The organism is Cyanobium gracile UHCC 0281, from assembly GCF_034931305.1.
Classification (GTDB): Bacteria; Cyanobacteriota; Cyanobacteriia; order PCC-6307; family Cyanobiaceae; genus Cyanobium; species Cyanobium gracile_A.
Window position 1 is genome coordinate 31280 of record NZ_JAYGHY010000013.1, and the last position, 21960, is coordinate 53239.

At 64.7% G+C, this 21960-nt stretch carries 40 protein-coding genes; 29 read left to right on the forward strand and 11 right to left on the reverse strand.

The features are described 5' to 3' along the window. Positions 1-19 precede the first annotated feature (19 nt). Positions 20-328 carry a DUF86 domain-containing protein gene (locus VB739_RS06020; protein ID WP_323356197.1) on the forward strand — a complete coding sequence of 103 codons (309 nt, stop codon included), beginning with the start codon at positions 20-22 and terminating at the stop codon, positions 326-328. 125 nt (positions 329-453) lie between these two features. On the opposite strand, the gene VB739_RS06025 is transcribed toward VB739_RS06020, so the two are convergent. Further along, the gene (locus VB739_RS06025) at positions 454-669 is read right to left on the reverse strand and encodes a hypothetical protein (RefSeq protein WP_323356198.1); all 216 of its coding nucleotides are present in this window, start codon (positions 667-669) and stop codon (positions 454-456) included. Positions 670-821: 152 nt separating this feature from the next. On the opposite strand from VB739_RS06025, the gene VB739_RS06030 reads away from it, so the two are divergent. Then, the gene (locus tag VB739_RS06030; RefSeq protein WP_323356199.1) at positions 822-1157 is read left to right on the forward strand and encodes a type II toxin-antitoxin system RelE/ParE family toxin; all 336 of its coding nucleotides are present in this window, start codon (positions 822-824) and stop codon (positions 1155-1157) included. Beyond that, complete coding sequence (locus tag VB739_RS06035; RefSeq protein WP_323356200.1) at positions 1150-1485, forward strand: helix-turn-helix transcriptional regulator; 336 nt, start codon at positions 1150-1152, stop codon at positions 1483-1485. The genes VB739_RS06030 and VB739_RS06035 overlap by 8 nt, the downstream gene beginning before the upstream one ends. Here VB739_RS06035 and VB739_RS06040 read toward each other — a convergent pair. Then, complete coding sequence (locus VB739_RS06040) at positions 1471-1791, reverse strand: hypothetical protein (RefSeq protein WP_323356201.1); 321 nt, start codon at positions 1789-1791, stop codon at positions 1471-1473. The genes VB739_RS06035 and VB739_RS06040 overlap by 15 nt on opposite strands. A gap of 156 nt (positions 1792-1947) precedes the next feature. Here VB739_RS06040 and VB739_RS06045 point away from each other — a divergent pair, with 156 nt between their 5' ends. After that, positions 1948-2229 carry a toxin gene (locus VB739_RS06045; protein WP_323356202.1) on the forward strand — a complete coding sequence of 94 codons (282 nt, stop codon included), beginning with the start codon at positions 1948-1950 and terminating at the stop codon, positions 2227-2229. Further along, entirely contained in the window at positions 2226-2495 is a 270-nt protein-coding gene (locus tag VB739_RS06050) for a hypothetical protein (protein WP_323356203.1), read from the forward strand. Before VB739_RS06045 ends, VB739_RS06050 begins: the two co-directional genes overlap by 4 nt. Before the next feature lie 224 nt (positions 2496-2719). Here the strand turns inward: VB739_RS06050 and VB739_RS06055 are convergent, their stop codons facing one another. Beyond that, entirely contained in the window at positions 2720-3343 is a 624-nt protein-coding gene (locus VB739_RS06055; RefSeq protein ID WP_323356204.1) for an HNH endonuclease, read from the reverse strand. 392 nt (positions 3344-3735) lie between these two features. Here VB739_RS06055 and VB739_RS06060 point away from each other — a divergent pair, with 392 nt between their 5' ends. The 8 genes from VB739_RS06060 (at position 3736) to VB739_RS06095 (ending at position 6229) form a co-directional block, all read left to right on the forward strand. Then, positions 3736-4041: a nucleotidyltransferase family protein gene (locus tag VB739_RS06060; RefSeq protein WP_323356205.1), complete on the forward strand. Its 306-nt coding sequence runs from the start codon at positions 3736-3738 to the stop codon at positions 4039-4041. Next, positions 4038-4400: a DUF86 domain-containing protein gene (locus VB739_RS06065; RefSeq protein ID WP_323356206.1), complete on the forward strand. Its 363-nt coding sequence runs from the start codon at positions 4038-4040 to the stop codon at positions 4398-4400. The genes VB739_RS06060 and VB739_RS06065 overlap by 4 nt, the downstream gene beginning before the upstream one ends. A gap of 107 nt (positions 4401-4507) precedes the next feature. Next, positions 4508-4714: a 2-oxoisovalerate dehydrogenase gene (locus VB739_RS06070; RefSeq protein ID WP_323356207.1), complete on the forward strand. Its 207-nt coding sequence runs from the start codon at positions 4508-4510 to the stop codon at positions 4712-4714. A gap of 86 nt (positions 4715-4800) precedes the next feature. Beyond that, a complete protein-coding gene (locus VB739_RS06075; protein ID WP_323356240.1) occupies positions 4801-4950 on the forward strand; it encodes a hypothetical protein in 150 nt (49 codons plus the stop codon). Beyond that, the gene (locus tag VB739_RS06080) at positions 4917-5102 is read left to right on the forward strand and encodes a hypothetical protein (RefSeq protein ID WP_323356244.1); all 186 of its coding nucleotides are present in this window, start codon (positions 4917-4919) and stop codon (positions 5100-5102) included. The genes VB739_RS06075 and VB739_RS06080 overlap by 34 nt, the downstream gene beginning before the upstream one ends. A gap of 126 nt (positions 5103-5228) precedes the next feature. Next, positions 5229-5435 carry a DUF433 domain-containing protein gene (locus tag VB739_RS06085; protein WP_323356241.1) on the forward strand — a complete coding sequence of 69 codons (207 nt, stop codon included), beginning with the start codon at positions 5229-5231 and terminating at the stop codon, positions 5433-5435. Further along, positions 5432-5785, forward strand: coding sequence for a DUF5615 family PIN-like protein (locus tag VB739_RS06090; RefSeq protein ID WP_323356208.1), 354 nt, complete (start codon positions 5432-5434; stop codon positions 5783-5785). Before VB739_RS06085 ends, VB739_RS06090 begins: the two co-directional genes overlap by 4 nt. 108 nt (positions 5786-5893) lie before the next feature. After that, a complete protein-coding gene (locus VB739_RS06095; RefSeq protein WP_323356209.1) occupies positions 5894-6229 on the forward strand; it encodes a GNAT family N-acetyltransferase in 336 nt (111 codons plus the stop codon). Here VB739_RS06095 and VB739_RS06100 read toward each other — a convergent pair. Then, positions 6139-6906 carry an HNH endonuclease signature motif containing protein gene (locus VB739_RS06100; RefSeq protein ID WP_323356210.1) on the reverse strand — a complete coding sequence of 256 codons (768 nt, stop codon included), beginning with the start codon at positions 6904-6906 and terminating at the stop codon, positions 6139-6141. The genes VB739_RS06095 and VB739_RS06100 overlap by 91 nt on opposite strands. A gap of 139 nt (positions 6907-7045) precedes the next feature. Here VB739_RS06100 and VB739_RS06105 point away from each other — a divergent pair, with 139 nt between their 5' ends. The 5 genes from VB739_RS06105 to VB739_RS06125 all read left to right on the forward strand — a co-directional run bounded on the left by VB739_RS06105 (position 7046) and on the right by VB739_RS06125 (position 8647). Continuing rightward, positions 7046-7309: a BrnT family toxin gene (locus VB739_RS06105; RefSeq protein WP_323356211.1), complete on the forward strand. Its 264-nt coding sequence runs from the start codon at positions 7046-7048 to the stop codon at positions 7307-7309. Then, positions 7296-7526 (forward strand): type II toxin-antitoxin system BrnA family antitoxin, encoded by a 231-nt coding sequence (gene brnA, locus VB739_RS06110; RefSeq protein ID WP_323356212.1) that lies wholly within the window; start codon positions 7296-7298, stop codon positions 7524-7526. Before VB739_RS06105 ends, brnA begins: the two co-directional genes overlap by 14 nt. A 161-nt stretch (positions 7527-7687) precedes the next feature. Further along, a complete protein-coding gene (locus VB739_RS06115) occupies positions 7688-7948 on the forward strand; it encodes an AbrB/MazE/SpoVT family DNA-binding domain-containing protein (protein ID WP_323356213.1) in 261 nt (86 codons plus the stop codon). Between the two features lie 26 nt (positions 7949-7974). Then, positions 7975-8328, forward strand: coding sequence for a type II toxin-antitoxin system PemK/MazF family toxin (locus VB739_RS06120; RefSeq protein WP_323356214.1), 354 nt, complete (start codon positions 7975-7977; stop codon positions 8326-8328). A gap of 49 nt (positions 8329-8377) precedes the next feature. Next, positions 8378-8647: a prevent-host-death protein gene (locus VB739_RS06125; RefSeq protein ID WP_323356215.1), complete on the forward strand. Its 270-nt coding sequence runs from the start codon at positions 8378-8380 to the stop codon at positions 8645-8647. A gap of 136 nt (positions 8648-8783) precedes the next feature. Here the strand turns inward: VB739_RS06125 and VB739_RS06130 are convergent, their stop codons facing one another. Further along, positions 8784-9404, reverse strand: coding sequence for an HNH endonuclease (locus VB739_RS06130; RefSeq protein WP_323356216.1), 621 nt, complete (start codon positions 9402-9404; stop codon positions 8784-8786). A 155-nt stretch (positions 9405-9559) separates the two neighbouring features. Here VB739_RS06130 and VB739_RS06135 point away from each other — a divergent pair, with 155 nt between their 5' ends. The 8 genes from VB739_RS06135 to VB739_RS06170 all read left to right on the forward strand — a co-directional run bounded on the left by VB739_RS06135 (position 9560) and on the right by VB739_RS06170 (position 12290). After that, positions 9560-9763, forward strand: a complete 204-nt coding sequence (locus VB739_RS06135) for a type II toxin-antitoxin system VapB family antitoxin (protein WP_259735988.1) — start codon at positions 9560-9562, stop codon at positions 9761-9763. Continuing rightward, complete coding sequence (locus VB739_RS06140; RefSeq protein WP_323356217.1) at positions 9760-10167, forward strand: PIN domain-containing protein; 408 nt, start codon at positions 9760-9762, stop codon at positions 10165-10167. Before VB739_RS06135 ends, VB739_RS06140 begins: the two co-directional genes overlap by 4 nt. Before the next feature lie 213 nt (positions 10168-10380). Then, positions 10381-10599: an addiction module protein gene (locus VB739_RS06145; RefSeq protein ID WP_323356218.1), complete on the forward strand. Its 219-nt coding sequence runs from the start codon at positions 10381-10383 to the stop codon at positions 10597-10599. Further along, positions 10596-10892 carry a type II toxin-antitoxin system RelE/ParE family toxin gene (locus VB739_RS06150; RefSeq protein ID WP_323356219.1) on the forward strand — a complete coding sequence of 99 codons (297 nt, stop codon included), beginning with the start codon at positions 10596-10598 and terminating at the stop codon, positions 10890-10892. Before VB739_RS06145 ends, VB739_RS06150 begins: the two co-directional genes overlap by 4 nt. A gap of 85 nt (positions 10893-10977) precedes the next feature. Then, positions 10978-11247 (forward strand): nucleotidyltransferase family protein, encoded by a 270-nt coding sequence (locus VB739_RS06155; protein WP_323356220.1) that lies wholly within the window; start codon positions 10978-10980, stop codon positions 11245-11247. 76 nt (positions 11248-11323) lie between these two features. Beyond that, positions 11324-11563, forward strand: coding sequence for a DUF86 domain-containing protein (locus tag VB739_RS06160; protein ID WP_323356221.1), 240 nt, complete (start codon positions 11324-11326; stop codon positions 11561-11563). A 105-nt stretch (positions 11564-11668) separates the two neighbouring features. Next, positions 11669-12034 (forward strand): hypothetical protein, encoded by a 366-nt coding sequence (locus VB739_RS06165; protein ID WP_323356222.1) that lies wholly within the window; start codon positions 11669-11671, stop codon positions 12032-12034. Next, a complete protein-coding gene (locus VB739_RS06170; protein ID WP_323356223.1) occupies positions 12021-12290 on the forward strand; it encodes a BrnT family toxin in 270 nt (89 codons plus the stop codon). Before VB739_RS06165 ends, VB739_RS06170 begins: the two co-directional genes overlap by 14 nt. Before the next feature lie 135 nt (positions 12291-12425). On the opposite strand, the gene VB739_RS06175 is transcribed toward VB739_RS06170, so the two are convergent. From VB739_RS06175 to VB739_RS06190, 3 genes are all read right to left on the reverse strand, one after another. Next, positions 12426-12584: a hypothetical protein gene (locus VB739_RS06175; RefSeq protein ID WP_323356245.1), complete on the reverse strand. Its 159-nt coding sequence runs from the start codon at positions 12582-12584 to the stop codon at positions 12426-12428. Between the two features lie 302 nt (positions 12585-12886). Next, the gene (locus VB739_RS06185) at positions 12887-13147 is read right to left on the reverse strand and encodes a hypothetical protein (RefSeq protein WP_323356242.1); all 261 of its coding nucleotides are present in this window, start codon (positions 13145-13147) and stop codon (positions 12887-12889) included. A 178-nt stretch (positions 13148-13325) separates the two neighbouring features. Then, the gene (locus VB739_RS06190; protein WP_323356224.1) at positions 13326-13913 is read right to left on the reverse strand and encodes a rhodanese-like domain-containing protein; all 588 of its coding nucleotides are present in this window, start codon (positions 13911-13913) and stop codon (positions 13326-13328) included. A 134-nt stretch (positions 13914-14047) separates the two neighbouring features. On the opposite strand from VB739_RS06190, the gene VB739_RS06195 reads away from it, so the two are divergent. Beyond that, positions 14048-15574: a glycosyl hydrolase family 57 gene (locus VB739_RS06195; RefSeq protein WP_323356225.1), complete on the forward strand. Its 1527-nt coding sequence runs from the start codon at positions 14048-14050 to the stop codon at positions 15572-15574. 28 nt (positions 15575-15602) lie between these two features. Next, a complete protein-coding gene (locus VB739_RS06200; protein WP_323356226.1) occupies positions 15603-17279 on the forward strand; it encodes an alpha-keto acid decarboxylase family protein in 1677 nt (558 codons plus the stop codon). A 36-nt stretch (positions 17280-17315) separates the two neighbouring features. On the opposite strand, the gene VB739_RS06205 is transcribed toward VB739_RS06200, so the two are convergent. Continuing rightward, positions 17316-18041 carry a GAF domain-containing protein gene (locus VB739_RS06205; RefSeq protein ID WP_323356227.1) on the reverse strand — a complete coding sequence of 242 codons (726 nt, stop codon included), beginning with the start codon at positions 18039-18041 and terminating at the stop codon, positions 17316-17318. Between the two features lie 218 nt (positions 18042-18259). Between VB739_RS06205 and VB739_RS06210 the strand changes: the two genes are divergently transcribed. Next, entirely contained in the window at positions 18260-20116 is a 1857-nt protein-coding gene (locus tag VB739_RS06210) for an ATP-binding protein (protein ID WP_323356228.1), read from the forward strand. A gap of 39 nt (positions 20117-20155) precedes the next feature. Here the strand turns inward: VB739_RS06210 and ahr are convergent, their stop codons facing one another. Continuing rightward, positions 20156-21175, reverse strand: a complete 1020-nt coding sequence (gene ahr, locus VB739_RS06215; protein WP_323356229.1) for an NADPH-dependent aldehyde reductase Ahr — start codon at positions 21173-21175, stop codon at positions 20156-20158. A gap of 179 nt (positions 21176-21354) precedes the next feature. After that, positions 21355-21921: a hypothetical protein gene (locus VB739_RS06220; protein ID WP_323356230.1), complete on the reverse strand. Its 567-nt coding sequence runs from the start codon at positions 21919-21921 to the stop codon at positions 21355-21357. Between the last annotated feature and the right edge of the window lie 39 nt (positions 21922-21960).

Sequence of the window (21960 nt, forward strand, 5' to 3'; positions counted from 1 at the left end):
GCCGCTGTTCCTCCAGGACATGCAGCTGTGCTGCTCCAAGGTGCTCCGATATAGCCAGGGACTCACCAGGCAGCAATTTCTTGCTGACGAGATGTTGGTTGACGCCGTACTCCGCAACCTGGAGGTGCTGGGTGAAGCGGCGAAACAGATCCCGCCAGCGGTCCGTGAGCGGCACCCCCAGCTGCCCTGGCGACGCATTGCTGGCCTCCGCGATGTTCTGGCGCATGCCTACTTCGGCTTGGAAGAAGACACCATCTGGCAGATCGTTTCCGAGAGCATTCCGGCTCTGGCTGACCAGTTGGACCAAGTGGTTGAGGCTGAGCTCTGAAGGCGGCTGAGGTGCGCAAACACCTCTACGCCGCGCTGCTCGCGGAAGGCATCGAGGCGCTGGCGGCACAGCTGCTGCAGCGCGTCGCGCTCGGCGTCGCTCAGCTCGTCGCCGCCGATCGGGCTTTAGGCGCCGTTGCCGTAGGCGGTGATGCCGTTGAAGGTGAACCTTGCCCACCATGCGCTGGCCAGGATCCGCCGGGCCACGTCCTGCGCTGGGGCGGGGCTGCTCCTACTCAGCAGCTCCATGAGCATGAGCGGTTGGTAGATGTGGCTCATGCGCATGCGCTTGGCGATGCACTGCCGCAGGCGCTCGTAGGCGGCGGAGGGGGTCGGGGGCATGGCGGAATCCTGGCGGGTGTGACGGGGGTGGCACTGACAAAGGAGAAGCCTTGCTGCCATGGCACTCATGCGCTCTCCTTCACCCCACAACGGCCTGGCGCCCAGAGCCCATCAGCGGGTCAGCCCCGTGGGCACGTAGCACGCGCGCTAACATGGAAGGGCCGTTTCGGGTTGAGTACTACAACGCTCGTGTTCGCGAGGACATCGAGGACTGGCCCGTGGATCTGCTGGCGCGATGCGACGAGCTGCTCGACCTCCTCGAAGATCACGGTCCCGAGGTCGGGCTTCCTCACTCCAAGGCCATGGGTGGCGGAATGTTCGAACTCAGGCCCAAAGGCCGTTCAGGTATCGGCCGGGCCTTCTACTGCTTCTGCAGTGGGCGAGTGATCACCGTGCTCCATGTCTTCGTGAAGAAGACCCAGAAAACACCCAGGCGTGAGCTCCTCATCGCTCGCGAACGCCTCAGGAACGTCAACCGCCATGCCTGACATCCCCTATCAACCCGTCATCCGCAATCGCGGTGCCGAACGCGCCCGGCTCGATCAGGTGCCGGGCTACAGCCAAGCGCGGCAGGAGGCCGCCGGGGAATTCCGTCTGCTCAGGCAGCTCTTCGAGGCACGCCAGCGGGCCGGTCTCACCCAGGAGGAGGTCGCCGTGCGGATGGGCACCACGCGCAGCGCCATCAGTCGGCTCGAGGGATCCCGCAAGCACCTGCCCGCACTGTCTACTCTCCGCCGCTACGCCGATGTGCTCGGCTGCGATGTGGAGATCCAGCTGGTGCCTCGAACCCCTGATGAAGCTTCACCGCCTTGTTGAGCGGCGGTGGAAGGAATCGAGGCGCTGGCGGCACAGCTGCTGCAGCGCGTCGCGCTCGGCGTCGCTCAGTTCGTCGCCTCCGATCAGGCTGTCGTGGCCATTGCCATAGGCGGTGATGCCGTTGAAGGTGAACCCGCCCCACCATGCGCTTCCCAGGATCCGCCGGGCCACGTCCTGCGCTGGGGCAGGGCTGCGGCGGCCGAGCAGTTCCAGGAGCATCTGCGGTTGGTCGATGGGGCTCATGCGCATCTGCTCGGCGACGAACGTGCGCAGGCGAAGGAAGGCAGCAGAGGGGCTGGAGGCCATGGAGTGATGCTGGCGGCTGCCGGGCGGCCGGGCCAGGTTTGGTTTTGGGCGGCCCGTCAGGCCATCGCCCCTGCTGGAATCCCTTCGGGCTCTGCCGCGCCAGTCCCCCACCCCAATGCTGATGACAAAAGGCACACAGGGTCTTAGGGTGTTGCCATGAAGCCCTTTCGCTGGAGCTCAGGCAAGAACGAGGTCCTTCAGCTTCAACGAGGCGTTTCCTTCGAGGCCGTGGTGGTCGCTATCGAATCCGGTGATCTGCTCGACATCGTTGAGCATCCGAACCAGGGCCGCTACCCAGGCCAGCGCATTCTTGTCGTTCTGATCTCCGGCTATGCCCATCTGGTGCCTTATGTCGAGGCTGACGATCACCTCTTTCTCAAAACCATCATTCCCAGCCGTAAAGCCACCATCGCCTACCGCCCAGGAGACGCACCATGAACCCCCTTGATCACGAAGAGCAGGAAATCCTGGAAGCCTTCGAAGCGGGCACGCTCCGTTCGGCGGCTACGGCTGCAGAGCGCTCCCGCCTGGAAGCCTCCGCAAGGTCAACGGCCACCAAGGATCAGCGCATCAACATTCGCCTCACCAGTGAGGATCTGGGCGCCTTGCGTGCCCGTGCCCTGCAGGAGGGCATTCCCTACCAGACCCTGATCAGCAGTGTCCTTCACAAGTATGTGAGCGGCAGGCTTCTCGATCGACTCTGAGCGTGGGGAGCTTGAGGGTTGCCGTCAACCTGGCTTCGGGTGTGGCTGTGCCGCCCCAGTCCCCTTCATCCGCACGACCGACGGGCAGGCCAAGGCTCAGACGTGCTGTTTGCCCTTGACCCCCCCCCCGAACGCTCTGCGAGGGGAATCGTCATCAGCTGTGCGCCGGGGAATCAGATGCCCATGCGCATGAAACACCGTCTGCCCCGCCACCTCGCCTGAGTTCAGCACCCGCTTGCATTGAGCAAACCAGCCCAGCCGCTGATCGACGCGTCCTGGGCACTCAGCTGCTCCCGCCGCAGCTTCAGCAGCTTCACCACGGCGTTCCATTCCGGCTGGTGCAGCTCCAGCCCGTCGGCCCCATGACGACGCGGGATCACCAGGCTGTGCCCCTCGCTCACGGGATCGGCATCGGCGATGCAGAGCGCCAGCTCGTTCTCCAGCAGCACCCGGACGCTGCCTTCCAGCGCGCAGAACACACAGCTCGCTTCGCGGTGGCAGTAGCTGGCGTGCACACCGTAGAAGCAGAGCGCCTGCAGGTTGGTGATGGCGTCGGAGCCGCCCTGGTTTTTCGGGACGATGTAGTCCACCTCCAGGGCCCGCTGCTGCTCCTGCGCCCCGCAGCACTCGCAGCGGCCCCGGGCGCGGGTGAGAACCCTGTATGCTACCGAGCCGCTGATCGGGGTGCGGTTTCGCGAGCGGTGGGCAAACACCTCCTCGCCGCGCTGCTCGCGGAAGGCATCGAGGCGCTGGCGGCACAGCTGCTGCAGCGCGTCGCCGCCGATCAGGCAGTAGGCACCGTTGCCGTAGGCGGTGATGCCCTTGCCGGTGAGCACCTTGCGCACCATCCGCTGATCAGGATTGGCCGGGGCACGTCCTGGGCTGGGGCTGGGCTGCGGCGCCCCAGCAGTTCCAGGAGCATGAGCGGTGGGTCGATGGGGCTCATGTGCCTCTGCTTGGTGATGAACGTGCTCAGGAGAAGGAAGGCAGCAGAGGGGCTGGAGGCAATGGAGCGATGCTGGCGGCTGCCGGGCGACCGGGCCAGGTTTGGTTTTGGGCGGCCCGTCAGGCTGGCGCCCCTGCTGAGATCCCTTCTGGTGTGGGCGTAATGCGGCTGCGGGCAACCCGGCTCCGGGTGTGGGTGTGCCGCCCCAGTCCCCGACCCACGCTCGCAGCAACTTAGAGCCGCGGTGCAGCACGGACACCATCCCGGCAGAATGGCCTCCAGATCGGAACCCCGATGACCATCACCAGCCCACGGACAGAACAGGTGCTCAGCACCCTGCGGCTCCATCGTGGCGACTGGCAAAAGCGCTTCAACGTGGTCGATATCGGCGTCTTCGGTTCCGTTGCCCGTGGCGACGCCCGCCCCGACAGCGATGTCGACGTGTGGGTGCGGCTGGATCCGCTCACCCCCTATGCCCTGGTGCACCTCAAGCAGGAGCTGGAAACCTTGCTGAGCACGTCTGTGGATGTGGTGCGGTTGCGCGAGCGCATGAACCCCTCCCTCAAGCAGCGCATCCTTGATGAAGGCCGGCGTCCATGACGGAAGGCTCCGGCCCGTTGCTGGATGACCTTTTGGCTGCCCTTGAACGTGCCAGCAGTAAGAGTCAGCCTCTTCTTCAGGATCCCTCACAAGTCGATTCGGAACTGGGACGAGATCTTCTTGATGTGATCTGCATGCAGTTCCTGGCGATCGGAGAGGCTCTCAAACGTTTCGAACGTCACTGGCCTGGGCTTCTGCAGGCTGAATTTCCATCGGTTGATTGGAGGGGTGCCATGGGGTTTCGCGATGTGATCGCCGATCAATACTTCGATCTCGACAGTGAACAGGTGTTGCTGATCTGTGAGCAATCCCTGCCTCAACTGATCGCGGCTGTTCGGGCCTTACGGCAGAGACAATGATCATGATGGCCTTCGGGCTCCAGCTGTTGGGGCATTGATCGCGTAGCTGCAGGCAGGGGTGCAGCATCCCGCCCACCACTGCAAGACTGGTGACACAGGAGGGCGCCATGCAGGAAATCCTTTTCCTGGTCGAGGAAGCGGAGGTCGGCTCCTACCGGGCCAGTGCAGCCGCTGCCGCCATCCATACCGAAGCCGACACCCTTGAGGAGCTCCATCAGGCGATCCGCGACGCGGTCGTCTGCCACTTCGATCCCGGCGAGGCGCCCCCCCTGATCCGCCTCCATCACGTGAGGCAGGAACTGCTGGCCCTGTGAGGATTCCGCGGGACGTCAACGGCCAGTTCCTGGCCGAACGCCTGGGGCGCCATGGCTACGTCCTGACCCGTCAAACAGGTAGTCACATGCGGCTGAGCCGAAGCCCTGACGGCCAGCAGCAGCACCTCACCATTCCAGCCCACAAGCCCCTGAGGGTCGGTACCTTGCGGCAGATCCTCCAGGACGTGGCCTCGGTGTCGGGATGCTCCAGGACGCGATCCGTCGGACGCTGGTGATCGCTGATCAGGCCGGAATTCGGGCGATCCCGACCCATCCCATCGACGAAGACGCGGCACGCTTTTACACCCGGTTCGGATTCACTGCATCGCCGCAGCGCCAGCAGCAACTGCTTCTGCTCCTCAAGGACGCGAGGAAGATCCTCCGGTGAGCAATGGGGGCATCCGGCTGGGGTGAGACGGGGTGGCACTGGTGAGGGAGAGGCCCAAAAGATCCCCATGCCAGCGCCACTACCAGCTCACGGTCGTGATCTGCTGTCCCCCTTAGGCGCATCACCATCAACCCTGAGATCTGCCATGGAAAGCCAACCATCCGCGGCTTGCGTTATCCCGTGGAGATGGTGCTCGAACTGTTGTCAGCTGGGATGAGTGCGGCTGAAATTCTTGCCGATTATCCAGATCTCGAGGCTGAAGACATCACGGCAGTGCTTGAGTACGCAACCCAGCTTTCCCGAATTCAGCGAGTTGACGTCCTCTCTGCATGAGGATCCTGCTGGATGCCCAGCTGCTACGATCTCTCGTTCGGCCGCTGGAACAATTGGGTTGCGACGTCCTGCACACCCTTGATCTGCCTGATGGGAATCGCAGCGCTGACAATATGATTTCCTCCATTGCCGACAGCGATGGAAGAGTTGTCTTCAGTAAGGATGCTGATTTCGTCCGCAGTCATCTCTTGCGCGGCACTCCTGCCAGACTTCTGCTTGTGGCCACGGGCAACATCGGCAACCAGGATCTCACCGCCCTGCTGCTTCGTGTTCTGCCGGAGCTGAGGCGGCTGTTTGAAACTCATGTCCTCATCGGGCTGAGTCGGAAGGCATTGATTGTTAGGCATTGAACTTCAGTGTTCTCGGCGCCGGGCAGCCGTTTCACCACCTGGCTCATGGGCATCCGCTCGGCGATGAACGCGCGCAGGTGCTCGTAGGTGGATGAGAGCGGCGGGGGTATGGGGGAACCCCAGGCCTCCGGCTCCGTGGCCGTGGCCTCAGCCCCTGGGCGTTTCAGGCGCCATAGGCCCGATCCCATTCCAGTGGTGGTGCTGGCGCGGTTGGCGGTCTGCCGCAGTGTCCAGGGACGCGGCATCGCTCGCGCCCTGCTCGCCGATGCGTTCGAGCGGGTGCTGCAGGCCAGCACTCAGATCGGCGTGCGGGCCATCGTGGTTCATGTCGCCTCCGCGGAAGCCCGCAGCTTCTATCTCCACATGGGCTTTGATCCCTCACCCATCGACCCCGACACCCTGCTGATCCGTCTCTCGGATGTGGCGGCCACCTTGCCGTTCTGATCTGAGCGGCGCAGGGTGTCGCTGGCCTGCAGGTTGCTGAGGTCGTCGGAGCCGCCCTGGTTTGTCGGGATGATGTGGTTCACCTCCAGGGCCCGCTGGTGCTCGTGGGCACCGCAGCACTCGCAGCGGCCCTGGGCACGGGTGAGAACCCTGTATGCCACCGAGCCGCTGATCGGGGTGCGGTTTCGCGAGCGGTGGGCAAACACCTCCTCGCCGCGCTGCTCGCGGAAGGCATCGAGGCGCTGGCGGCACAGCTGCTGCAGCGCGTCGCCGCCGATCAGGCTGTAGGCACCGTTGCCGTAGGCGGTGATGCCGTTGCCGGTGAGCACCTTGCCCACCATGCGCTTCACCCGTTCGGTAGTGCACTCGATCTGGGTCACGTCTTCGCCCAGGATTCGCCTGGCCACGTCCTGCGCCGGGGCGGGGCTGCTCCTCCCCAGCAGCTCCATGAGCATGAGCGGTTGGTCGATGGGGCTCATCCGCATGCGTTCGGCGATGTACTCGCGCAGGCGCTGGCAGGTGGTGGAGGGGCTGGAGGCAATGGAGCGATGCTGGCGGCTGCCGGGCGACCGGGCCAGGTTTGGTTTTGGGCGGCCCGTCAGGCTGGCGCCCCTGCTGAGATCCCTTCTGGTGTGGCTGTGCCGCCCCAGTCCCCGACCCGTGCTCTCAAGCGCCATGTGGGCCAGGGTCCGGCGTTGTGAGGGTGGACGGCAGGCAGAAGGCAGAGAACCGGGATCCAGCATCCTGTCCCGAGGACGAGGGCTTTCTGATTCGGAGATGACCCTGAGAGCCGAAAAGGTATAGAATCAGCACCGTATGGAGTTCGCGTTCGATCCGGCCAAGAGTGCCTCCAACCTTGCCAAGCACGGCATCGATTTCCTTGCTGCCCAGCAGCTCTGGAACGATTCGGAGCTCCTGGAGCTTCAGGCCCGCACCACCGGGGAGCCAAGATTTCTGGTGATCGGCAGGATTGGCCTCAAGCACTGGTCAGCCGTGATCACCTACCGCGACCAGTGCATCCGATTGATTTCCGTTCGGCGGTCCAGACCAGAAGAGGTGGAGCTCTATGAACAGTTCTGATTTCGATCAACGTTTCGATGCCGGCGAGTCCGTGCTCGAGGCCCTCGACCTCGGCGGTGCCCGTCGCCGTCGACTGGAGCAGAAACGCGTCAATGTTGACATCCCCGTGTGGATGATCGATCAGCTCGATCGCGAAGCCAGTCGCCTCGGCGTTACGCGTCAGTCGATCATCAAAGTGTGGCTGGCGGAGCGGCTGGAGCAGCGAATGTCTGTTTGAGCGCAGAGCTGTGACTTCTATCCAGAAGGATCTAGCCGGGCGACCGGGCCAGGTTTGGTTTTGGGCGGCCCGTCAGGAAGGAGCCCCTGCTGGGATCCCTTCTTGCTGTGCCGCCCCAACCGCTTGAGGCGTCTATACCTCTGTCTATACGCCTGATTCCCATGGCTGCTGCCCCTTCGCGCCAGGCCCTGCGCCGCTGGGGCAACAGCCTCGGTATTCGCCTGCCCGCAGCTATCGCCCGGGAGGCTCAACTGCAGGAAGATCAGTCCGTGGAACTCTCCGTCGTGGAAGGTGGGGTACTGATCCGGCCGGTTCAGCCTCGCCTGTCTCTGGCCGAACGGCTGGCGGCCTACGAGCCCATGCCTGGCGAACCCACGGAGGCCATGGCCTTCCCTCCGCTCGGGGCTGAGGTCATCGAGTGAGCCCCCGCCGAGGAGGCCAGGCGTGGGTGCCCGATCGCGGTGACGTGATCTGGATCGACCACAACCCCCAGGTCGGCCGCGAGATGAAGGATCACCATCCCTTTGCGGTGCTGTCCAGCGCCTCCTTCCACTCCACCGTGGGCCTGGTGGTGGGTTGTGCGATGACCTCAGCTCCCTACAACCGTGGCTCCACCCTTGCCGTGGATCTGGGCCCCATCCCCGATCGGCCGGGTGCCCATCGCTATGTGCTGTGCCATCAACTCAAATCCTTCGACTGGCGCGCCACGGGTGCACGCCCCCATCCCATCGGACGACTGCAGGACTCCCAGTTGGAGGAGGTGCTGGCGATCGTGGGGCAGATCCTTGGCTTGGTGGTCTGAGCCATGGTCCTGCAACTGAAAGTGTGTACACATTTGCCAGGAGGCAAGCGTGGCGACCCGTATTGGCATCCGTGAACTCAGGTCCAGGCTGGCCTCCCATCTGGAATCCCCCACGCCGATGGAGGTGACCCGCCATGGCCGCACCATTGGCCTCCACGTGCCCTTGCCCCAGCAGGGCAACCTGAGTGATCGGGAGAAGGTGTTGGAAGCTGGCCGGCTGATGCAGGCTGAACTGGAGCGTCTCGGTCTCAGCGAAGACGCGCTCAGTGCCAACTTCAAGGCCTGGCGGAAGGGTCACCGTGAGACGCCAACGGCCTGAGGGTGGAGCGCAAGCGCCTGGTCCTGGACGCGAACATCCTGATTCGCTGAAGCCAACGTGGCTGAGGCGGCCGCCTACGTGACGGATCTCGGCAGAAAGAGAGGACTCAGCGCAGAGGTCTGCGCCGAGGCGTTGTTCAGCCTGCTGTTGATGGTCCGGGTTGTGGAGAACAGCGTGCTGGGGGCGGCCAAGGGGGAGGCCTTGGAGAATCCGTGACAAGGATGACTGGCCCACCAACACGGTGGAGCGTGACCTGGAGACCTGAGCCCATCCCGTCCACCAACTGTCGACGCGGGATCACCAGGCTGTGCCCCTCGCTCACCGGGTAGGCGTCGGCAATGCAGAGCTTCGAATGCGTTCTCCAGCAGCACCCTGCCGCTGCCCTCCAGTGCGCCTGCAGGTTGGTGATGGCGTCGGAGCCGCCCTGGTTTTTGGGGATGATGGGTGCCACCTCCAGGGCCCGCTGGTGCTTATGCGCCCCGCAGCATTCGCAGCGGCCCCGAGCGCCTCGGTGAACCCGGTATTTCACCGAGCCGCTGATCGGGCTGCGGTGGCGGCTGCGGTGGGCGAACACCTCCTCGCCGCGCTGCTCGCGGAAGGCATCGAGGTGCTGGCGGCACAGCTGCTGCAACGCGTCGCGCTCGGCGTCGCTCAGCTCATCGCCGCCGATCAGGCTGTAGGCGCCGTTGCCACAGGCGGTGATGCCGTTGAAGGTGAACCTTGCCCACCATCCGCTGGCCAGGATCTGCCGGGCCACGTCCTGCGCTGGGGCGGGGCATGGGGGAATCCTGGTGGGTGTGACAGGGGGTGGCACTGATGGAGGAGAAGCCCATGCCAGGTGCCATGCCTTTGCTAGCCCCCTCAGCCAGGCCGAAGGATCTAATGTGTAGCCACCTCACAGGGAGGTCACACATGGCCACGAATCTGGCTCTCGATCAGGACCTGCTTGATCACGCGTTCCGTGTGAGCGGTGAGCCCACCAAGAAGGCCGCCGTGACCCGAGCCCTTCAGGAGTTCATCGCGCGCCGGGAGCAGCGACAGGTTGCCGAGCTCTTCGGCAAGCTCGAGTGGGACCCTGGCTACGACTACAAGGCCGAACGGGAACGCCAGCGGTGAGCCTGCTGGTCGACACCTCGGTCTGGTCGCTGGCCTTTCGCCGTGATGGCCAGCCAGGCGTGCCTGAGGTGGTCGCCCTCCGTGCCGCTCTCCAGGGTGCCGAGCAGGTCTTCACCACGGGATTGGTGCTCAAGGAGGTCCTCCAGGGTTTTGCCGGCCCCAAAAACCGAGAGCAGCTCGTGGAGCGCCTTTCCGCCCTCGCTTTCCTCCAGCCCGACAAGCAGGACCACATTGCAGCAGCCGAAATCCGCAATGTCTGCCGCCGCCGAGGGATCCAGATCGGCACCATCGATGCCCTGCTCGTTCAACTCTGCCAGCGCTACGAGCTGACGCTGCTGACAACCGACAAGGACTTTCAGGCAGCCTCTCAGCAGGTGGAGTTCCGGTTGTGGAGAACGGCGTGAGGGTCGCTCTCTCTTCGCACCCCCCCAAGCAGTTTGCCCACCAGTCGCTCGTAGGTGGCGGAGGGGTGCGGGGGGCATGGGGGAATCCTGGTGGGTGTGACAGGGGGTGGCACTGATGGAGGAGAAGCTCACGTGCCATGGCATCCATCTCTTCAGTCCCTTTGCCCGGCTTCGACCGCGCTTACGATGGATTGCTTGCCGGGAGGAGTGGCGATGACGCCCAAGTCTGACCTGCTGCAACTGCCCCAGAACGAGCGGCTGGCCCTGGCGATCGCCCTTTGGGACAGCCTCGATGACCAGTCCCGGGATGGCGCGCTGCCGGTGGACCCTGCCCTCTGCGCCGAGCTCGACCGGCGCTGGGCGACCCATCGCGACAACTCCGAAGCGGCTGTGCCCTGGGATGAGGTGCGGAGCCAGCTCGGCATCGGATGACCATGCCCGCGGTTCGCTTCCTGCCGGAGGCGGTGGAGGATCTGCTGGAAACCCAGCGCTGGTACGGGAGACTTGAGCCGGCATTGGCTCGGGACTTCGCTGAAGCCGTCGCTGTTGCGGTGGAGCGCATCCGCCGCGATCCCCGATCCTTCCCTCTGATTCACGGGGAGATCCGCAGGCTCGTGCTGCGGCAGTTTCCCTATGCCGTCTACTTCCGAGAGCAGAGCGCTGAAATCCTGGTGATAGCCCTTCATGGCCGCCAGAATCCCCGCCGCTGGCAGCAGCGCACCTGAACGTACCGCTGCTGGGCGCGGAAGGGGCAGCACAATGCGAGCCATGGATCCCAGAGAGCCACCCACGCTTCAGCGGCTCAGGCAGTTGGCGCCAGAGTCGCTCGCGCTCATCGCCGCCCACGGTGGCCAGGATCTTCGCGTTTTCGGCTCTGTGATCCACGGGGCGGCAGGGCTGCAGAGCGACGTGGTGGACCTGCTGGTGGATTTCCCCTCCAGCCCCAGTTTTGAGCAGTATGTGGACCTCAAGCTGGCCCTGGAAGACCTGCTCAGCGCTCGGGTGGACCTGGCGACGCGCCGAGGTCTTCGCCCTGAACCGCGACAGCGGATTGAGCAGGAGGCCATTCCTCTTGCCTGAAAGGGGAAGTGCCCGCAATTGGTCACTGTTCCTTTACCGCCAGGGGCTTGCCAAGCAGCACTTTCTTGCGGACGAGATGTTGGTTGACGCCGTACTCCGCAACCTGGAGGTGCTGGGTGAAGCGGCGAAACAGATCCCGCCAGCGGTCCGTGAGCGGCACCCCAAGCTGCCCTGGCGGCGCATTGCTGGCCTCCGCGATGTTCTGGCGCAGGCCTACTTCGGCCTGGAAGAAGACACCATCTGGCAGATTGTTTCCGAGAGCATTCCAGCCCTGGCTGACCAGTTGGACCAAGTGGTTGACGCTGAGCTCTGGTAGCGGCTGGTGCGCCGATCGCGTTGCGCAGAGCCATCCCCAGCTGTTCGGCTCCTGATCACAGACAAACCCAATCCGGACATTCACCGAGCCGCTGATCAGGCTGCGGTGGAGGCTGCGGTGGGCAAACACCTCTTCGCCGCGCTGCTCGCGGAAGGCATCAAGGCGCTGGCGGCAGTGCTCCAGCAGCCCGTCGCGCTCGTCATCGCTCAACTCGTCGCCGCCGATCAGGCTGTCGTGGCCATCGCCCTAGGTGGTGATGCCGTTGCCGGTGAGCACCCGGCCCACCATGCGCTTCCCAGGATCCGCCGGGCCACGTCCTGCGCTGGGGCGGGGGCATGGGGGCATCATGGCGGGTGTGACAGGGGGTGGCACTTGCCCTTTGAGGTTCCCTCTCCCTTTGCCATGCCCACCCTGCACGAGGGTTCAGTCAGCGGCTCCACCCCAGCCACGCAGGACGGTGATCCGCTTTGATCCCCTCAAGCGGCTGCGCACCCTGGAGCAGCGAGGGCTGGATTTTCTCGATGCTGAACGCGTCTTTGCCGGGAGGACCCTGGAGTTTGAAGACCTGCGGCGCGACTATAGTGAGGTTCGGACTGTTTGCCTGGGTCTGCTGGAGGGTCACGTGGTTGTGATCGTCTACACCCAGCGTTCCTTTTTCCGTCAGATCATTTCGATGCGTAAGGCCAATGCAAGAGAGCAACTTCGTTTTGGCCACCACTTCTCCTGACGATCCGATTCGCTCGGATCTTCAGCGTGTGGATGCGCATGTGATCCAATCCGAAGAGTATGACGAGATTCCGGAGATCACCGAAGCCGATCTGGCCCGTGCTGTGATCAAAGGGCTCCACACGCCTGATCAGCATCAGTAGCTTTGCTGCCCCTTGTTCGCCCCTCGGCCGCGCATCATCCCCCTGAAGCTCAGCTCGTTGCCGCCGATCAGGGAGGTGGCACCGTTGCCATAGCGGGTGATGCCGTTGAAGGTGAGCCTTGCCCGGCCTGCGATCGAAGTCGTCGGGCACATCGCATGGCCCCTGCAGCAGGCCCAGGCGTCGCCGCTCAGGTGCTGCGTTCGTGGCGTCCTCCAGGGCGGTGACGCGCACCATCGGCCGGCCGGCCTTGCAGATCACGAACGCTTGATCTGCCGCCGCTGCCTCCACAAGGCGGGAGAGGTGGGTCTTGGCTTCGTGCATGTTCACCTGACGCATGGCCACCGCCAGATCCTGTTCAACCAACCTGGTCGACTCAATCGGCCCTGAGGCGTGGCGCCCCGATCGACAAGCCCGTGGGCGCCACTGGCTGAGGGGCCTCAGCAGGCCTGGGTGATCAGAAGATGCCCAGGGTCTTCTTCTTGCAGTAGCCCGCTCCGATGTTCATCCAACCCGACAGACAGGGCTTGCCGTAGGTGGGCCTGACTTGGTAGTAAATGGGTGAGTTGCAATGCTGCTTCAGATCATTCACATAACCAAGCGGGCATTGGTCGTTTCCCGGCAGTTTGGGAATCCGCTTCTGTGCCAAAGCTGGGCCAGGGCTCAGCAGCGGCAGGGCCAGTAGCACGGCGGCCAGATGGAGGAGAGGGTTCTGCATCTGGCGTTTTCTCAAGTGTTCCAACCCTAGGAGTTGGTGGCCGGTGGCGCCGTTGGTCGGCACGGCGGCCTCACCTGTCAGCAGCTTGATGTGGCTCAGAACCTCCATCTCCTGCATCGCATGTGGAGCCGATCGGCTTCATGGGACGATGGCCTTCTGTTGGCACAATGCAGGCTCTTCAGGGAGTCGATGGCGGCGCCTTCGAGACGACGGGCTCATAGCCGCGGGGCAGCAGGTTCCAATCGGCGTTGTACACATGCACCCGGCGGGTGGCCTTGCCTCTAGCTTCGAACGGCAGGCCGGCATGGGCCCAGGCCAGGGCACTGCCCGCCAGATTGCGCACCTCGAAACCCTGGCGTCTGAGGTCCCTGGTGTAAATCCCGCTGCGCAAGCCGATGGTGCAGTAAGGAACCACCACCCAGGAGCGGTAGCGGGCGCTGTTGCGCTCGAAGTCCTCCTTCGTGATGGCCCCCGGCAGCATCGAGACGCGCCGTTCGTGCGGCTCGCGCACATCGACCAGGACCGCCGGCCGCTGCTTGGGCCGCGCCAGCCACTCGGCCACGGAGATTTCCGGTTGGCCGGGAAACAGCAGACGCTTCATGCCCCCGTAGCGGCGCCCCACCTCGGCGGAAAGCTCGCTGTCGGCGGCGCCCGCTGCCGGCCCCCCGCGGCCCACCCCGATCCAATGCAGCGCCAGCCCGACCACGGCGGCGGCGATGGCCGTGGCGGCTACCCGCCGACGCCGGAACAGACCTGGGGGTGTCATGGCTTGGGGACTCCTGGCACTGGCAACGTCATCGATCCAGCCTGGCGCAGGGATGGCGACAGCAGCGTTTCCCCCTGGCCCGCAGACTGATCCCGCACGACCTGCCCAGCGCGCGGGCACCCCCAACCCCAGCCATGACCGACCCTGCCCTGCCGCCGATCGCTGGTTCAGAAGCGGAGATCCTTGCCCTGGTGCAGCAGCCCGGCCCGGTGTTTCTGCCCCGCACCAACCTCAGGCTGGAGGAGATCCGTTCCGGGTTTGCCTGCGCGCTCCACATGCACCAGCCCACGATCCCCGCCGGGGCGCATGGCGAGCTGATCTCCCATCTGCAGTACATGTTCGAGCACCAGGGTGAAGGCGATAACCACAACGCTGAACCCTTTGCCCAGTGCTACCGGCGCCTGGCCGACCTCCTCCCCCAGCTGGTTGGCGAGGGCTGCAATCCCCGGATCATGCTGGATTATTCGGGCAATCTGCTCTGGGGCCTGGAGCAGATGGGCCGGCGCGATGTGCTGGATGCCCTCAAGCAACTCGCCTGCGATCCCGTTCTCCAGCCCCATGTGGAGTGGCTTGGCACCTTCTGGAGCCATGCCGTGGCCCCCTCCACCCCGATTCCCGATCTGAAGCTGCAGATCCTGGCCTGGCAGCACCAGTTCGCGGCCCTGTTCGGGCGGGAGGCCCTGGCGCGGGTGAAGGGCTTTTCGCCCCCGGAAATGCACCTGCCCAACCATCCCGACACGCTGTTTGAGTTCGTCAAGGCCCTCAAGGAGTGCGGCTACCGCTGGCTGCTGGTGCAGGAACACAGTGTCGAAAACCTCGACGGCTCAGGCCTGCCTCAGGAGCAGAAGTACATCCCCAACCAGCTCGTGGCGCGCAACTCCAGCGGCGAAGCGATGTCGATCACGGTGTTGATCAAGACCCAGGGCTCCGACACCAAGCTCGTGGGCCAGATGCAGCCCTGCTACGAAGCTCTGGGGCTGGGCCGACAGGTGCTGGGAGCCAGCACGGTGCCGTCGCTGGTGTCGCAGATTGCCGATGGCGAGAACGGTGGCGTGATGATGAATGAGTTCCCGTCCGCCTTCCTCCAGGCCCATCACACCATCGCCACCAAGGGGAGTGGGCCAGCCACGGTGGCGATCAACGGCACGGAGTATCTCGAGTTGCTGGAGGCTGCCGGTGTGACCTCAGCAGACTTCCCGAAGATTCAGGCGGTGCAACAGCACAAGCTCTGGCAGCAGCTGGGCGGCGCACCCACTTCCGAGGCCATTCCTGAGGCCACTCTTGAGGCCACAGCGGCGGCTATCGCCCAGCTCCAGGCCAGCGATCCCTCCTTCTCGATGGCCGGCGCCTCCTGGACCAACAACCTCAGCTGGGTGGAGGGCTACGCCAACGTGCTGGAGCCGATGAACCAGCTCAGCGCCCGCTTCCACCAGCTGTTCGATCCTCTGGTGGCCCAGGATCCCGGCGTCACCCAGAGCCAGCCCTACCAGCAGGCCCTGCTGCACCTGCTGCTGCTGGAAACCAGCTGTTTCCGCTACTGGGGCCAGGGCACCTGGACCGACTACGCCAGCGAGATCCACCGGCGCGGCGACGCCGCGATCGCCGCCGCCGCGTTGATGAAGGAGTCGTCGATAGGCGGCCGAAAATTTCAGGCTGGCTAGGTTTTTTGTAGCGTTCGTCACAGCAGCCATGGCGTCACCATCCGTCGCCCAATACACCCTGAATCGGTTGTCCCAACTGGGGATCGACCGGATCTTCGGGGTGCCCGGTGACTATGCCTTTGCCATCGATGATGCCGCTGAGCTGGTGCCCGGCCTGTCGTGGGTGGCCTGCGCCAACGAACTCAACGCGGCCTACGCCGCCGATGGCTACGCCCGCATCCGCGGTGCGGCCATCCTCTCCACCACCTATGGCGTGGGGGAACTCTCGGCCATCAATGGCGTGATGGGCAGCAAGGCCCATCGCCTGCCGGTGTTTCACCTGGTGGGCATGCCCAGTGAGCGCATCCAGAAGCAGGGGCTGATCACGCACCACAATCTCGGCGACAACGTTTACGACCGTTTTCAGCCCCTCTCGGCTGCCGCCGCCTGCGTGAGCGCCGTGCTCAGCCCCGACAACTGCATCGATGAGCTGGAGCGGGTGATCCGTGAAGCGCTGCGGCAGAGCATGCCGGCCTATCTCGTGATCTCCGAGGTGAACGGTGGCCTGCCGGTGATCGGCACCCCCGCCGCCGGGCAGCCGCTCACGGCGGTCAAGCGTCAACGCAGCGTGCCCCAGGAGCTGGAGGCCGCTGTGCAAACCATCCTGTCGCGGCTGGAGGCGGCCAGCCATCCGGTGGCGGTGCTGACCCATCTGGTGAGCCGCTACGGCGTCAGAGAGAAGGCGCTGGAGTTCATCCGCAAAACGAATCTTCCCACCGCCCTCACCCCCAACGACAAGGGCACGATCGATGAGGCGATGCCCCAGTACGTGGGTCTCTATGCGGGGGACTGGTCGTCCTCGGAAGCGGTGCGGGACTGCGTGGGCCAGGCCGATCTCGTGCTCGATATCGGCGGCATCGTCACCACGGAACTCAACACGGGTCTGTGGACGGGCCAGTACGACCCGGCAAGGCTTGTCTCCATCCACGACAACTGGGTGCGGGCTGGTGGGAAGGTTTTTGTGAATGTGGCGATCGACGATGTGCTGAACGCCCTCTGCGAGCGCGTCACCACCCGTTGTGCTGACCACGGCCTGAAGCTCGCCGCACCGGCCCTCACCGGTGCGGCCGCCGATCCCACCACATCGGCGACCTTCTACCCACGCCTGCAGCAACGGCTGCGTGCCGGGGACACGGTGGTGATCGAAACAGGCACCTGCATGACGCACCTCAACCGCATGCTGTTGCCGCAAGGTGTCAGCGCAGAAGGCCAGGGCCTCTGGGGATCCATCGGTTGGGCCACGCCGGCCTGCCTTGGGGTGGTGATGGCCAAGACCTCCGGCCATACCTGGATGGTGACCGGCGACGGTTCCCACCAGCTCACCCTCAATGAGATCGCGGTGATGGGACGCTACGGCGTCAAACCCAGGATCTTTGTGCTCAACAACGGCCTCTTCGGCATCGAGGATGTGATCAGTGAGCGCGGTCACGGCTACGACGATCTGGCGGCCGTCCAGTACCACCGGCTGCCCGAGGCTTTGGGCTGCAGGAACTGGCTGACGGCGAAGGTGAGCACCGTGGCGGACCTCGACCAGGTGCTCGATCAGATCGACACCCACGATGGCGCCGCCTACATCGAGGTGATGATCCCCAACGAGGAAAGCCAACCGCTGCCCGACAGCACCATTGACAGTGGCTACAAGCTGCGAACCCCCCAACCCGGCTGAGCCCCCATCAGGGGATTCGCCTCAGCACGGGTGCGATCAGGGCTGATCGGCTTCCTCCGCAGAGCCTTCCGCGAAGGGAGCCACTTCCGGGAAGTATTTGGCCATGCAGGCGTTGCACACGCCATGGGAGAACTCCACGTTGTCGTGGCTCTTGATGAAGGCCTCGACGCTTTGCCAGTACCCCTGGTCGTTGCGGATCCCCTTGCAGTACGAGCAGATCGGGATCAGCTTCTCCATCACATCGATGCGCTGCAGTGCCGAAGCAAGCTGATCGGAGCTGCGCTTCAGTTCCAGCTGCAGCACCACCTGATGGGCCAGCGTCTCCAGGGAGCGGATCTGCAGGGCGCTGAGTTCCCGGGGGCGGCGATCGATGACGCAGAGGGAGCCGAGTCGGGCGCCGGCCGGCGTGCACAGCGGCACCCCCGCATAGAAGACGATGTTGGGCTCGCTGCAGACCAGGGCGTTGTCGCGGAAGCGATCATCCTCACGGGCATCCTTCACCACCAGGGTCCGGTCGCCGAGGATGGCGTGGGCACAGAAGGACACATCGCGGCTCGTTTCGCTCACGTCCAGGCCGAACTTGGATTTGAACCACTGCCGATCGGAATCCACCAGGCTGATCAGGGCGATGGGTACATCGCAGAGCTGGGCGGCCAGAAAGGTGATGTCGTCATACGACTGCTCGGCGTCCGTATCAAGGATGCGGTAGTCGTTCAGCGCCTCCAGGCGGGCCGCTTCGCGGGGAGCCACGTTCGCGGGCATGGGCAGCTGTATCACCTGATCAAACGTTCGCAGGGTCCCGTGATGGACCGGACGGGGGTTCACATCTCCTCATGCCGTCGGGTGGGGTCGCGGCGGGGGGTGCCGCCGGTGTAGACAAAGGAGGTGCCATGAGGTGAGGGCTTCTGGCTGGCTGGTTTCCCCGTGTGTTCGGCGTCTTCGGGTTGTCCGAGCGCGATCCCTACGGCTCCACCCCAGAAATGAGACGCCGGCGCATTCGCCGCGAGAGTGTGCTGATGGCCGCCACGGTCTTCACCGTCGCGGCGGTGGCGCTGACGATCAATTACCGGGCCGCCAGTGAGCTGCTGCGGACCAGGGTTCGCGAACGATTGCACATCCTGGTAAGCATCGCGGCCAGCCAGATGGATCCAACCCTCACCGCCAGCCTCACCCGGCCCGAGCAGATGGGAGATCCGGCCTACGTCCGTGCCAGCGCGCCGTTGCTGAAGCTGCGCAAGCTCGTGCCTGAGATCTTCTATGCCTATGAACTCACGCCCACGCCCGAAGGCCTTCGCTTCGGCCTCGACACCTCTTACTTCATCAAAAACAAGGGCGACACCACCCCCGTCGCGACCCCTGGTGAGCTCTACGACGAGGCGCCGGAGGCGGCCCGCCTGGCGGCCCGCACCGGCCAGACCACCGTCAGCCCCAGTCCCTACACCGACCGATGGGGCACCTTCCTGAGCGGCTTTTCCCCCCTTAAGGACAGCCAGGGGCGGGTGGTGGGTGTGGTCGGGATCGATCTTTCGCTGGCCCGGCTTTACGAGGAACAGTTGCCTCTGCGGCGGGATTTTGGGCTGGGTCTGCTCGGCAGTGCCGGACTCTCGGTGCTGGCGGCCAGCTCCCACCGCCGCACCCTGAAGGCACGCGCCAAAGCCTTCGAGGCCATGGCCTCGGCCGACCGCGCCAAGAGCACGTTCCTCGCCACCCTCAGCCACGAGATCCGTACCCCCCTCAATGGCGTCATTGGCATGACGGGCCTGGTGCTGGCCACGGACCTTTCCGCTCAGCAACGGGAATGCCTCGACATCGTGCACAACTCGGGGGAATCCCTGCTCACCCTGCTCAATGAAGTCCTCGATTTCACCAAGAACGAGTCAGGAACTCTGGTGATCGAACGGGCTCCGTGCCAGCTGCGTTCCCTCGTCGAGGACACGCTGGCCACCTGCTCGAGCCTCGCCTTGGCCAAGTCGATCGCCCTGTCTCTGGTGATGGGACCGGAGGTTCCTCCGGTCATCCGCACCGCCGCCATCCGCCTGCGCCAGATCCTGCTCAACCTGATCGGCAATGCGATCAAGTTCACCGACGCCGGCAGCGTCGTTGTCTCCGTTCAGGCTCCGGCCCATCCGAGGCGCGACCCGCTGCTTCTCGTGTTCGCGGTCACCGACACCGGTGTCGGCATCGCCGCCGACCAGATGGGGCACCTGTTCCAACCCTTCACCCAACTGAAGGCCTCCGCCAACACCCCCCTTCCGGGCACCGGCCTGGGGCTGGCCATCAGCCAGCAGCTCGTGGAGGCCCTCGGCGGCACGATCAAGGTGGAGAGCACCCCCGGGCGAGGCAGCGTGGTCAGCTTCAGCTTGCCGGTGGAAGCGGTGGCCGAGGCTCCCCCTCCGACTCCTGCGGCCGCTCCGACCCCGACGGACGGGGACAACTTCGCGGCAAGCCATCCCCTGCGCATCCTGGTGGTGGACGACAGTGCGGTGAACCGGCGGCTCTGTGAGCTGATGCTGCGGCGTCTGGGCTACGCGCCTGAATCCGCCGTCGATGGCCAGGAGGCGCTGGAACGCCAGGGCAGCCTCGACCCCGATCTGATCCTGATGGATGTGCAGATGCCCCGGCTCGATGGGCTGGAAGCCACCCGCCGCATCCGCGCCGCCACCGGCCAGACGGAGCGGCCCTGGATCGTGGCGATCACCGCCTTCACCTCCACCGAAGAGCGGGCCGCTGCCCTGGAATCGGGCATGAATGAGGTCCTCGCCAAGCCCCTCAAGCCGGAGGCCCTGATGGCCAGCCTGGTGGCCGCCCACGCCCGCTGCCACCCCAGCTCCAGCTAGGGATGGGCCCCATCGCCGATCCACGCCTGAGCACGGGATTCAGTCGAGGTCGTTGATCAGCACGATGCGGTAACGGGCTTTGCCGGCGCGGAGATGATCGAAGGCTTCGTTGACCTTCGACATGGGGAAGGTTTCGGTGGTGGGCGCGATGCCGTGGCGGCAGCTGAAGTGAAGCATCTGATCGGTGGTGGCTGGGCTGCCGAGGGGGGAACCGGAGAGGCTTTTCTGGCCGAGAATCATCGGGAAGGCCACCATGGCCATCGGTTCGGGAACGGCCCCCACGGTGTGCAGCCGACCCTTGGGTTTGAGCGCCGCGATGTAGGTGTTCCAGTCGAGATTGGCGTTGGTGGTGTTGAGGATGAAGTCGAAACTGTTCGCCGCCGCGGCCAGTTCTTCCGGGTTGCGGGAGTTCAAGGTGCGATGGGCGCCGAGTTGCAGGGCCTCCTCGCGTTTGGAGTCGCTGGTGGTGAAGGCAGTGACGTCGCAGCCCCAGGCCCGCAGAAACTTCAGGGCCATGTGGCCGAGGCCGCCGATGCCGATCACGGCGACACTGTCGGTGGGCTTGATGCCGAGCTCCACCAGGGGATTGAAGACGGTGATGCCGCCGCACAGCAGCGGACCGGCCTTGCTGGCGTCAAGACCTTCCGGCAACGGAAGAACCCAGGTCCAGTCGGCCCGTACGCGGGTGGCGAAGCCGCCGTGGCGCCCGACGATGGTGGCTTCGGCCTTGAGGCAGAGGTTCTGGTTGCCGGAGAGGCAGGGCTCGCAGGCGCCGCAACTGCCGGAAAACCAGCCGAGTCCAACGCGGTCGCCGATGGCCAGGCGCTTGGTGTGCTCCCCGAGCGCGACGACACGCCCGATGACTTCGTGGCCAGGAACGAAGGGGTAGGTGGTCATGCCCCAGTCGTCGTCAAGCATGGAGAGATCGCTGTGGCAAATGCCGCAGCTCTCGACGGCGATCTCAACCTGTTCGCTGCCGAGCGGGCCGGGGGTGTATTCGAAGGGCTGGAGGGGTTGTTTGGCGCCGAAAGCGGCGAGGGCTTTGATGGGAGTGCTCATCGATGGCGGCGGGGATGTTTTTGACGTTGAATGTGGCGTTGAATTGGATCTCCTGCTCCCATGCTCCGATGGCCCATCCTAGGAGTTGTTGGCCACCCTGTTGTTGAGGGCGGCCACGGCCATCTGCTGGACGACGGGTCGTTTGTTACGAGGGAACCGCATTCGCGTGCCCTCAGGACTCAGTGGGGCTGAGACTTGATCCGGTGTTGCCGCAACCGATTGCTGTACCAGCTCGTGAATGCAGCTGTGCCGATCAGCAATCCGTAGTTGATGGCTTCATAGGCATACGTTGGTAGGCCAACGGCATAGGCCTTTCCAAGCGCCAAAAATGTATTCAGGCTGAAGGTGACTCCCCAGACGGAGCTGATCAGCAGATTGCTGCGAAGGAACGCAGGGCTGCTCCAGAGCGCCGGATCAACATGTTGCCGGGCATACGCCATGGTGAAGGGTTTCCCAGCCAGCACCGAGAGCCAGGTGGCGGAGGCGAGGGTTCCGGATGCCAGCACCCCCATGTACCGAATCACCCAGCCGTTCTCCAGCCAGATCACCGCCACGCTGGCCATCACGAAAAAGAGAAGCCCGGCCCAGAGAAGGATGCCGCGATGCAGCCGGCCGATTCCCATCACAAGGCTGAGGATCAGGGCAACCACAAGCCCGATCTTGAGCCGCAGGAGGCTGCCGTGCGCAATCACCAGAAAGGCGATCCAGGGAAGGAACGCCAGGATGAGTTTCAGGAAACCCGCCATCGACTCCGTTCTCTGTGGGGTGGATCAACCGAGGTCCGG

Excerpts from the sequence above, each read along its gene's own strand:
- VB739_RS06020 (WP_323356197.1), top strand. The coding sequence starts at position 20 with ATGCAGCTGTGCTGCTCCAAGGTGCTCCGATATAGCCAGGGACTCACC.
- VB739_RS06025 (WP_323356198.1), bottom strand. The coding sequence starts at position 669 with ATGCCCCCGACCCCCTCCGCCGCCTACGAGCGCCTGCGGCAGTGCATC.
- VB739_RS06030 (WP_323356199.1), top strand. The coding sequence starts at position 822 with ATGGAAGGGCCGTTTCGGGTTGAGTACTACAACGCTCGTGTTCGCGAG.
- VB739_RS06035 (WP_323356200.1), top strand. The coding sequence starts at position 1,150 with ATGCCTGACATCCCCTATCAACCCGTCATCCGCAATCGCGGTGCCGAA.
- VB739_RS06040 (WP_323356201.1), bottom strand. The coding sequence starts at position 1,791 with ATGGCCTCCAGCCCCTCTGCTGCCTTCCTTCGCCTGCGCACGTTCGTC.
- VB739_RS06045 (WP_323356202.1), top strand. The coding sequence starts at position 1,948 with ATGAAGCCCTTTCGCTGGAGCTCAGGCAAGAACGAGGTCCTTCAGCTT.
- VB739_RS06050 (WP_323356203.1), top strand. The coding sequence starts at position 2,226 with ATGAACCCCCTTGATCACGAAGAGCAGGAAATCCTGGAAGCCTTCGAA.
- VB739_RS06055 (WP_323356204.1), bottom strand. The coding sequence starts at position 3,343 with ATGGTGCGCAAGGTGCTCACCGGCAAGGGCATCACCGCCTACGGCAAC.
- VB739_RS06060 (WP_323356205.1), top strand. The coding sequence starts at position 3,736 with ATGACCATCACCAGCCCACGGACAGAACAGGTGCTCAGCACCCTGCGG.
- VB739_RS06065 (WP_323356206.1), top strand. The coding sequence starts at position 4,038 with ATGACGGAAGGCTCCGGCCCGTTGCTGGATGACCTTTTGGCTGCCCTT.
- VB739_RS06070 (WP_323356207.1), top strand. The coding sequence starts at position 4,508 with ATGCAGGAAATCCTTTTCCTGGTCGAGGAAGCGGAGGTCGGCTCCTAC.
- VB739_RS06075 (WP_323356240.1), top strand. The coding sequence starts at position 4,801 with ATGCGGCTGAGCCGAAGCCCTGACGGCCAGCAGCAGCACCTCACCATT.
- VB739_RS06080 (WP_323356244.1), top strand. The coding sequence starts at position 4,917 with ATGCTCCAGGACGCGATCCGTCGGACGCTGGTGATCGCTGATCAGGCC.
- VB739_RS06090 (WP_323356208.1), top strand. The coding sequence starts at position 5,432 with ATGAGGATCCTGCTGGATGCCCAGCTGCTACGATCTCTCGTTCGGCCG.
- VB739_RS06095 (WP_323356209.1), top strand. The coding sequence starts at position 5,894 with ATGGGGGAACCCCAGGCCTCCGGCTCCGTGGCCGTGGCCTCAGCCCCT.
- VB739_RS06100 (WP_323356210.1), bottom strand. The coding sequence starts at position 6,906 with ATGGCGCTTGAGAGCACGGGTCGGGGACTGGGGCGGCACAGCCACACC.
- VB739_RS06105 (WP_323356211.1), top strand. The coding sequence starts at position 7,046 with ATGGAGTTCGCGTTCGATCCGGCCAAGAGTGCCTCCAACCTTGCCAAG.
- brnA (WP_323356212.1), top strand. The coding sequence starts at position 7,296 with ATGAACAGTTCTGATTTCGATCAACGTTTCGATGCCGGCGAGTCCGTG.
- VB739_RS06115 (WP_323356213.1), top strand. The coding sequence starts at position 7,688 with ATGGCTGCTGCCCCTTCGCGCCAGGCCCTGCGCCGCTGGGGCAACAGC.
- VB739_RS06135 (WP_259735988.1), top strand. The coding sequence starts at position 9,560 with ATGGCCACGAATCTGGCTCTCGATCAGGACCTGCTTGATCACGCGTTC.
- VB739_RS06145 (WP_323356218.1), top strand. The coding sequence starts at position 10,381 with ATGACGCCCAAGTCTGACCTGCTGCAACTGCCCCAGAACGAGCGGCTG.
- VB739_RS06150 (WP_323356219.1), top strand. The coding sequence starts at position 10,596 with ATGACCATGCCCGCGGTTCGCTTCCTGCCGGAGGCGGTGGAGGATCTG.
- VB739_RS06160 (WP_323356221.1), top strand. The coding sequence starts at position 11,324 with ATGTTGGTTGACGCCGTACTCCGCAACCTGGAGGTGCTGGGTGAAGCG.
- VB739_RS06175 (WP_323356245.1), bottom strand. The coding sequence starts at position 12,584 with ATGTGCCCGACGACTTCGATCGCAGGCCGGGCAAGGCTCACCTTCAAC.
- VB739_RS06185 (WP_323356242.1), bottom strand. The coding sequence starts at position 13,147 with ATGCAGAACCCTCTCCTCCATCTGGCCGCCGTGCTACTGGCCCTGCCG.
- VB739_RS06190 (WP_323356224.1), bottom strand. The coding sequence starts at position 13,913 with ATGACACCCCCAGGTCTGTTCCGGCGTCGGCGGGTAGCCGCCACGGCC.
- VB739_RS06195 (WP_323356225.1), top strand. The coding sequence starts at position 14,048 with ATGACCGACCCTGCCCTGCCGCCGATCGCTGGTTCAGAAGCGGAGATC.
- VB739_RS06200 (WP_323356226.1), top strand. The coding sequence starts at position 15,603 with ATGGCGTCACCATCCGTCGCCCAATACACCCTGAATCGGTTGTCCCAA.
- VB739_RS06205 (WP_323356227.1), bottom strand. The coding sequence starts at position 18,041 with ATGCCCGCGAACGTGGCTCCCCGCGAAGCGGCCCGCCTGGAGGCGCTG.
- VB739_RS06210 (WP_323356228.1), top strand. The coding sequence starts at position 18,260 with ATGAGACGCCGGCGCATTCGCCGCGAGAGTGTGCTGATGGCCGCCACG.
- ahr (WP_323356229.1), bottom strand. The coding sequence starts at position 21,175 with ATGAGCACTCCCATCAAAGCCCTCGCCGCTTTCGGCGCCAAACAACCC.
- VB739_RS06220 (WP_323356230.1), bottom strand. The coding sequence starts at position 21,921 with ATGGCGGGTTTCCTGAAACTCATCCTGGCGTTCCTTCCCTGGATCGCC.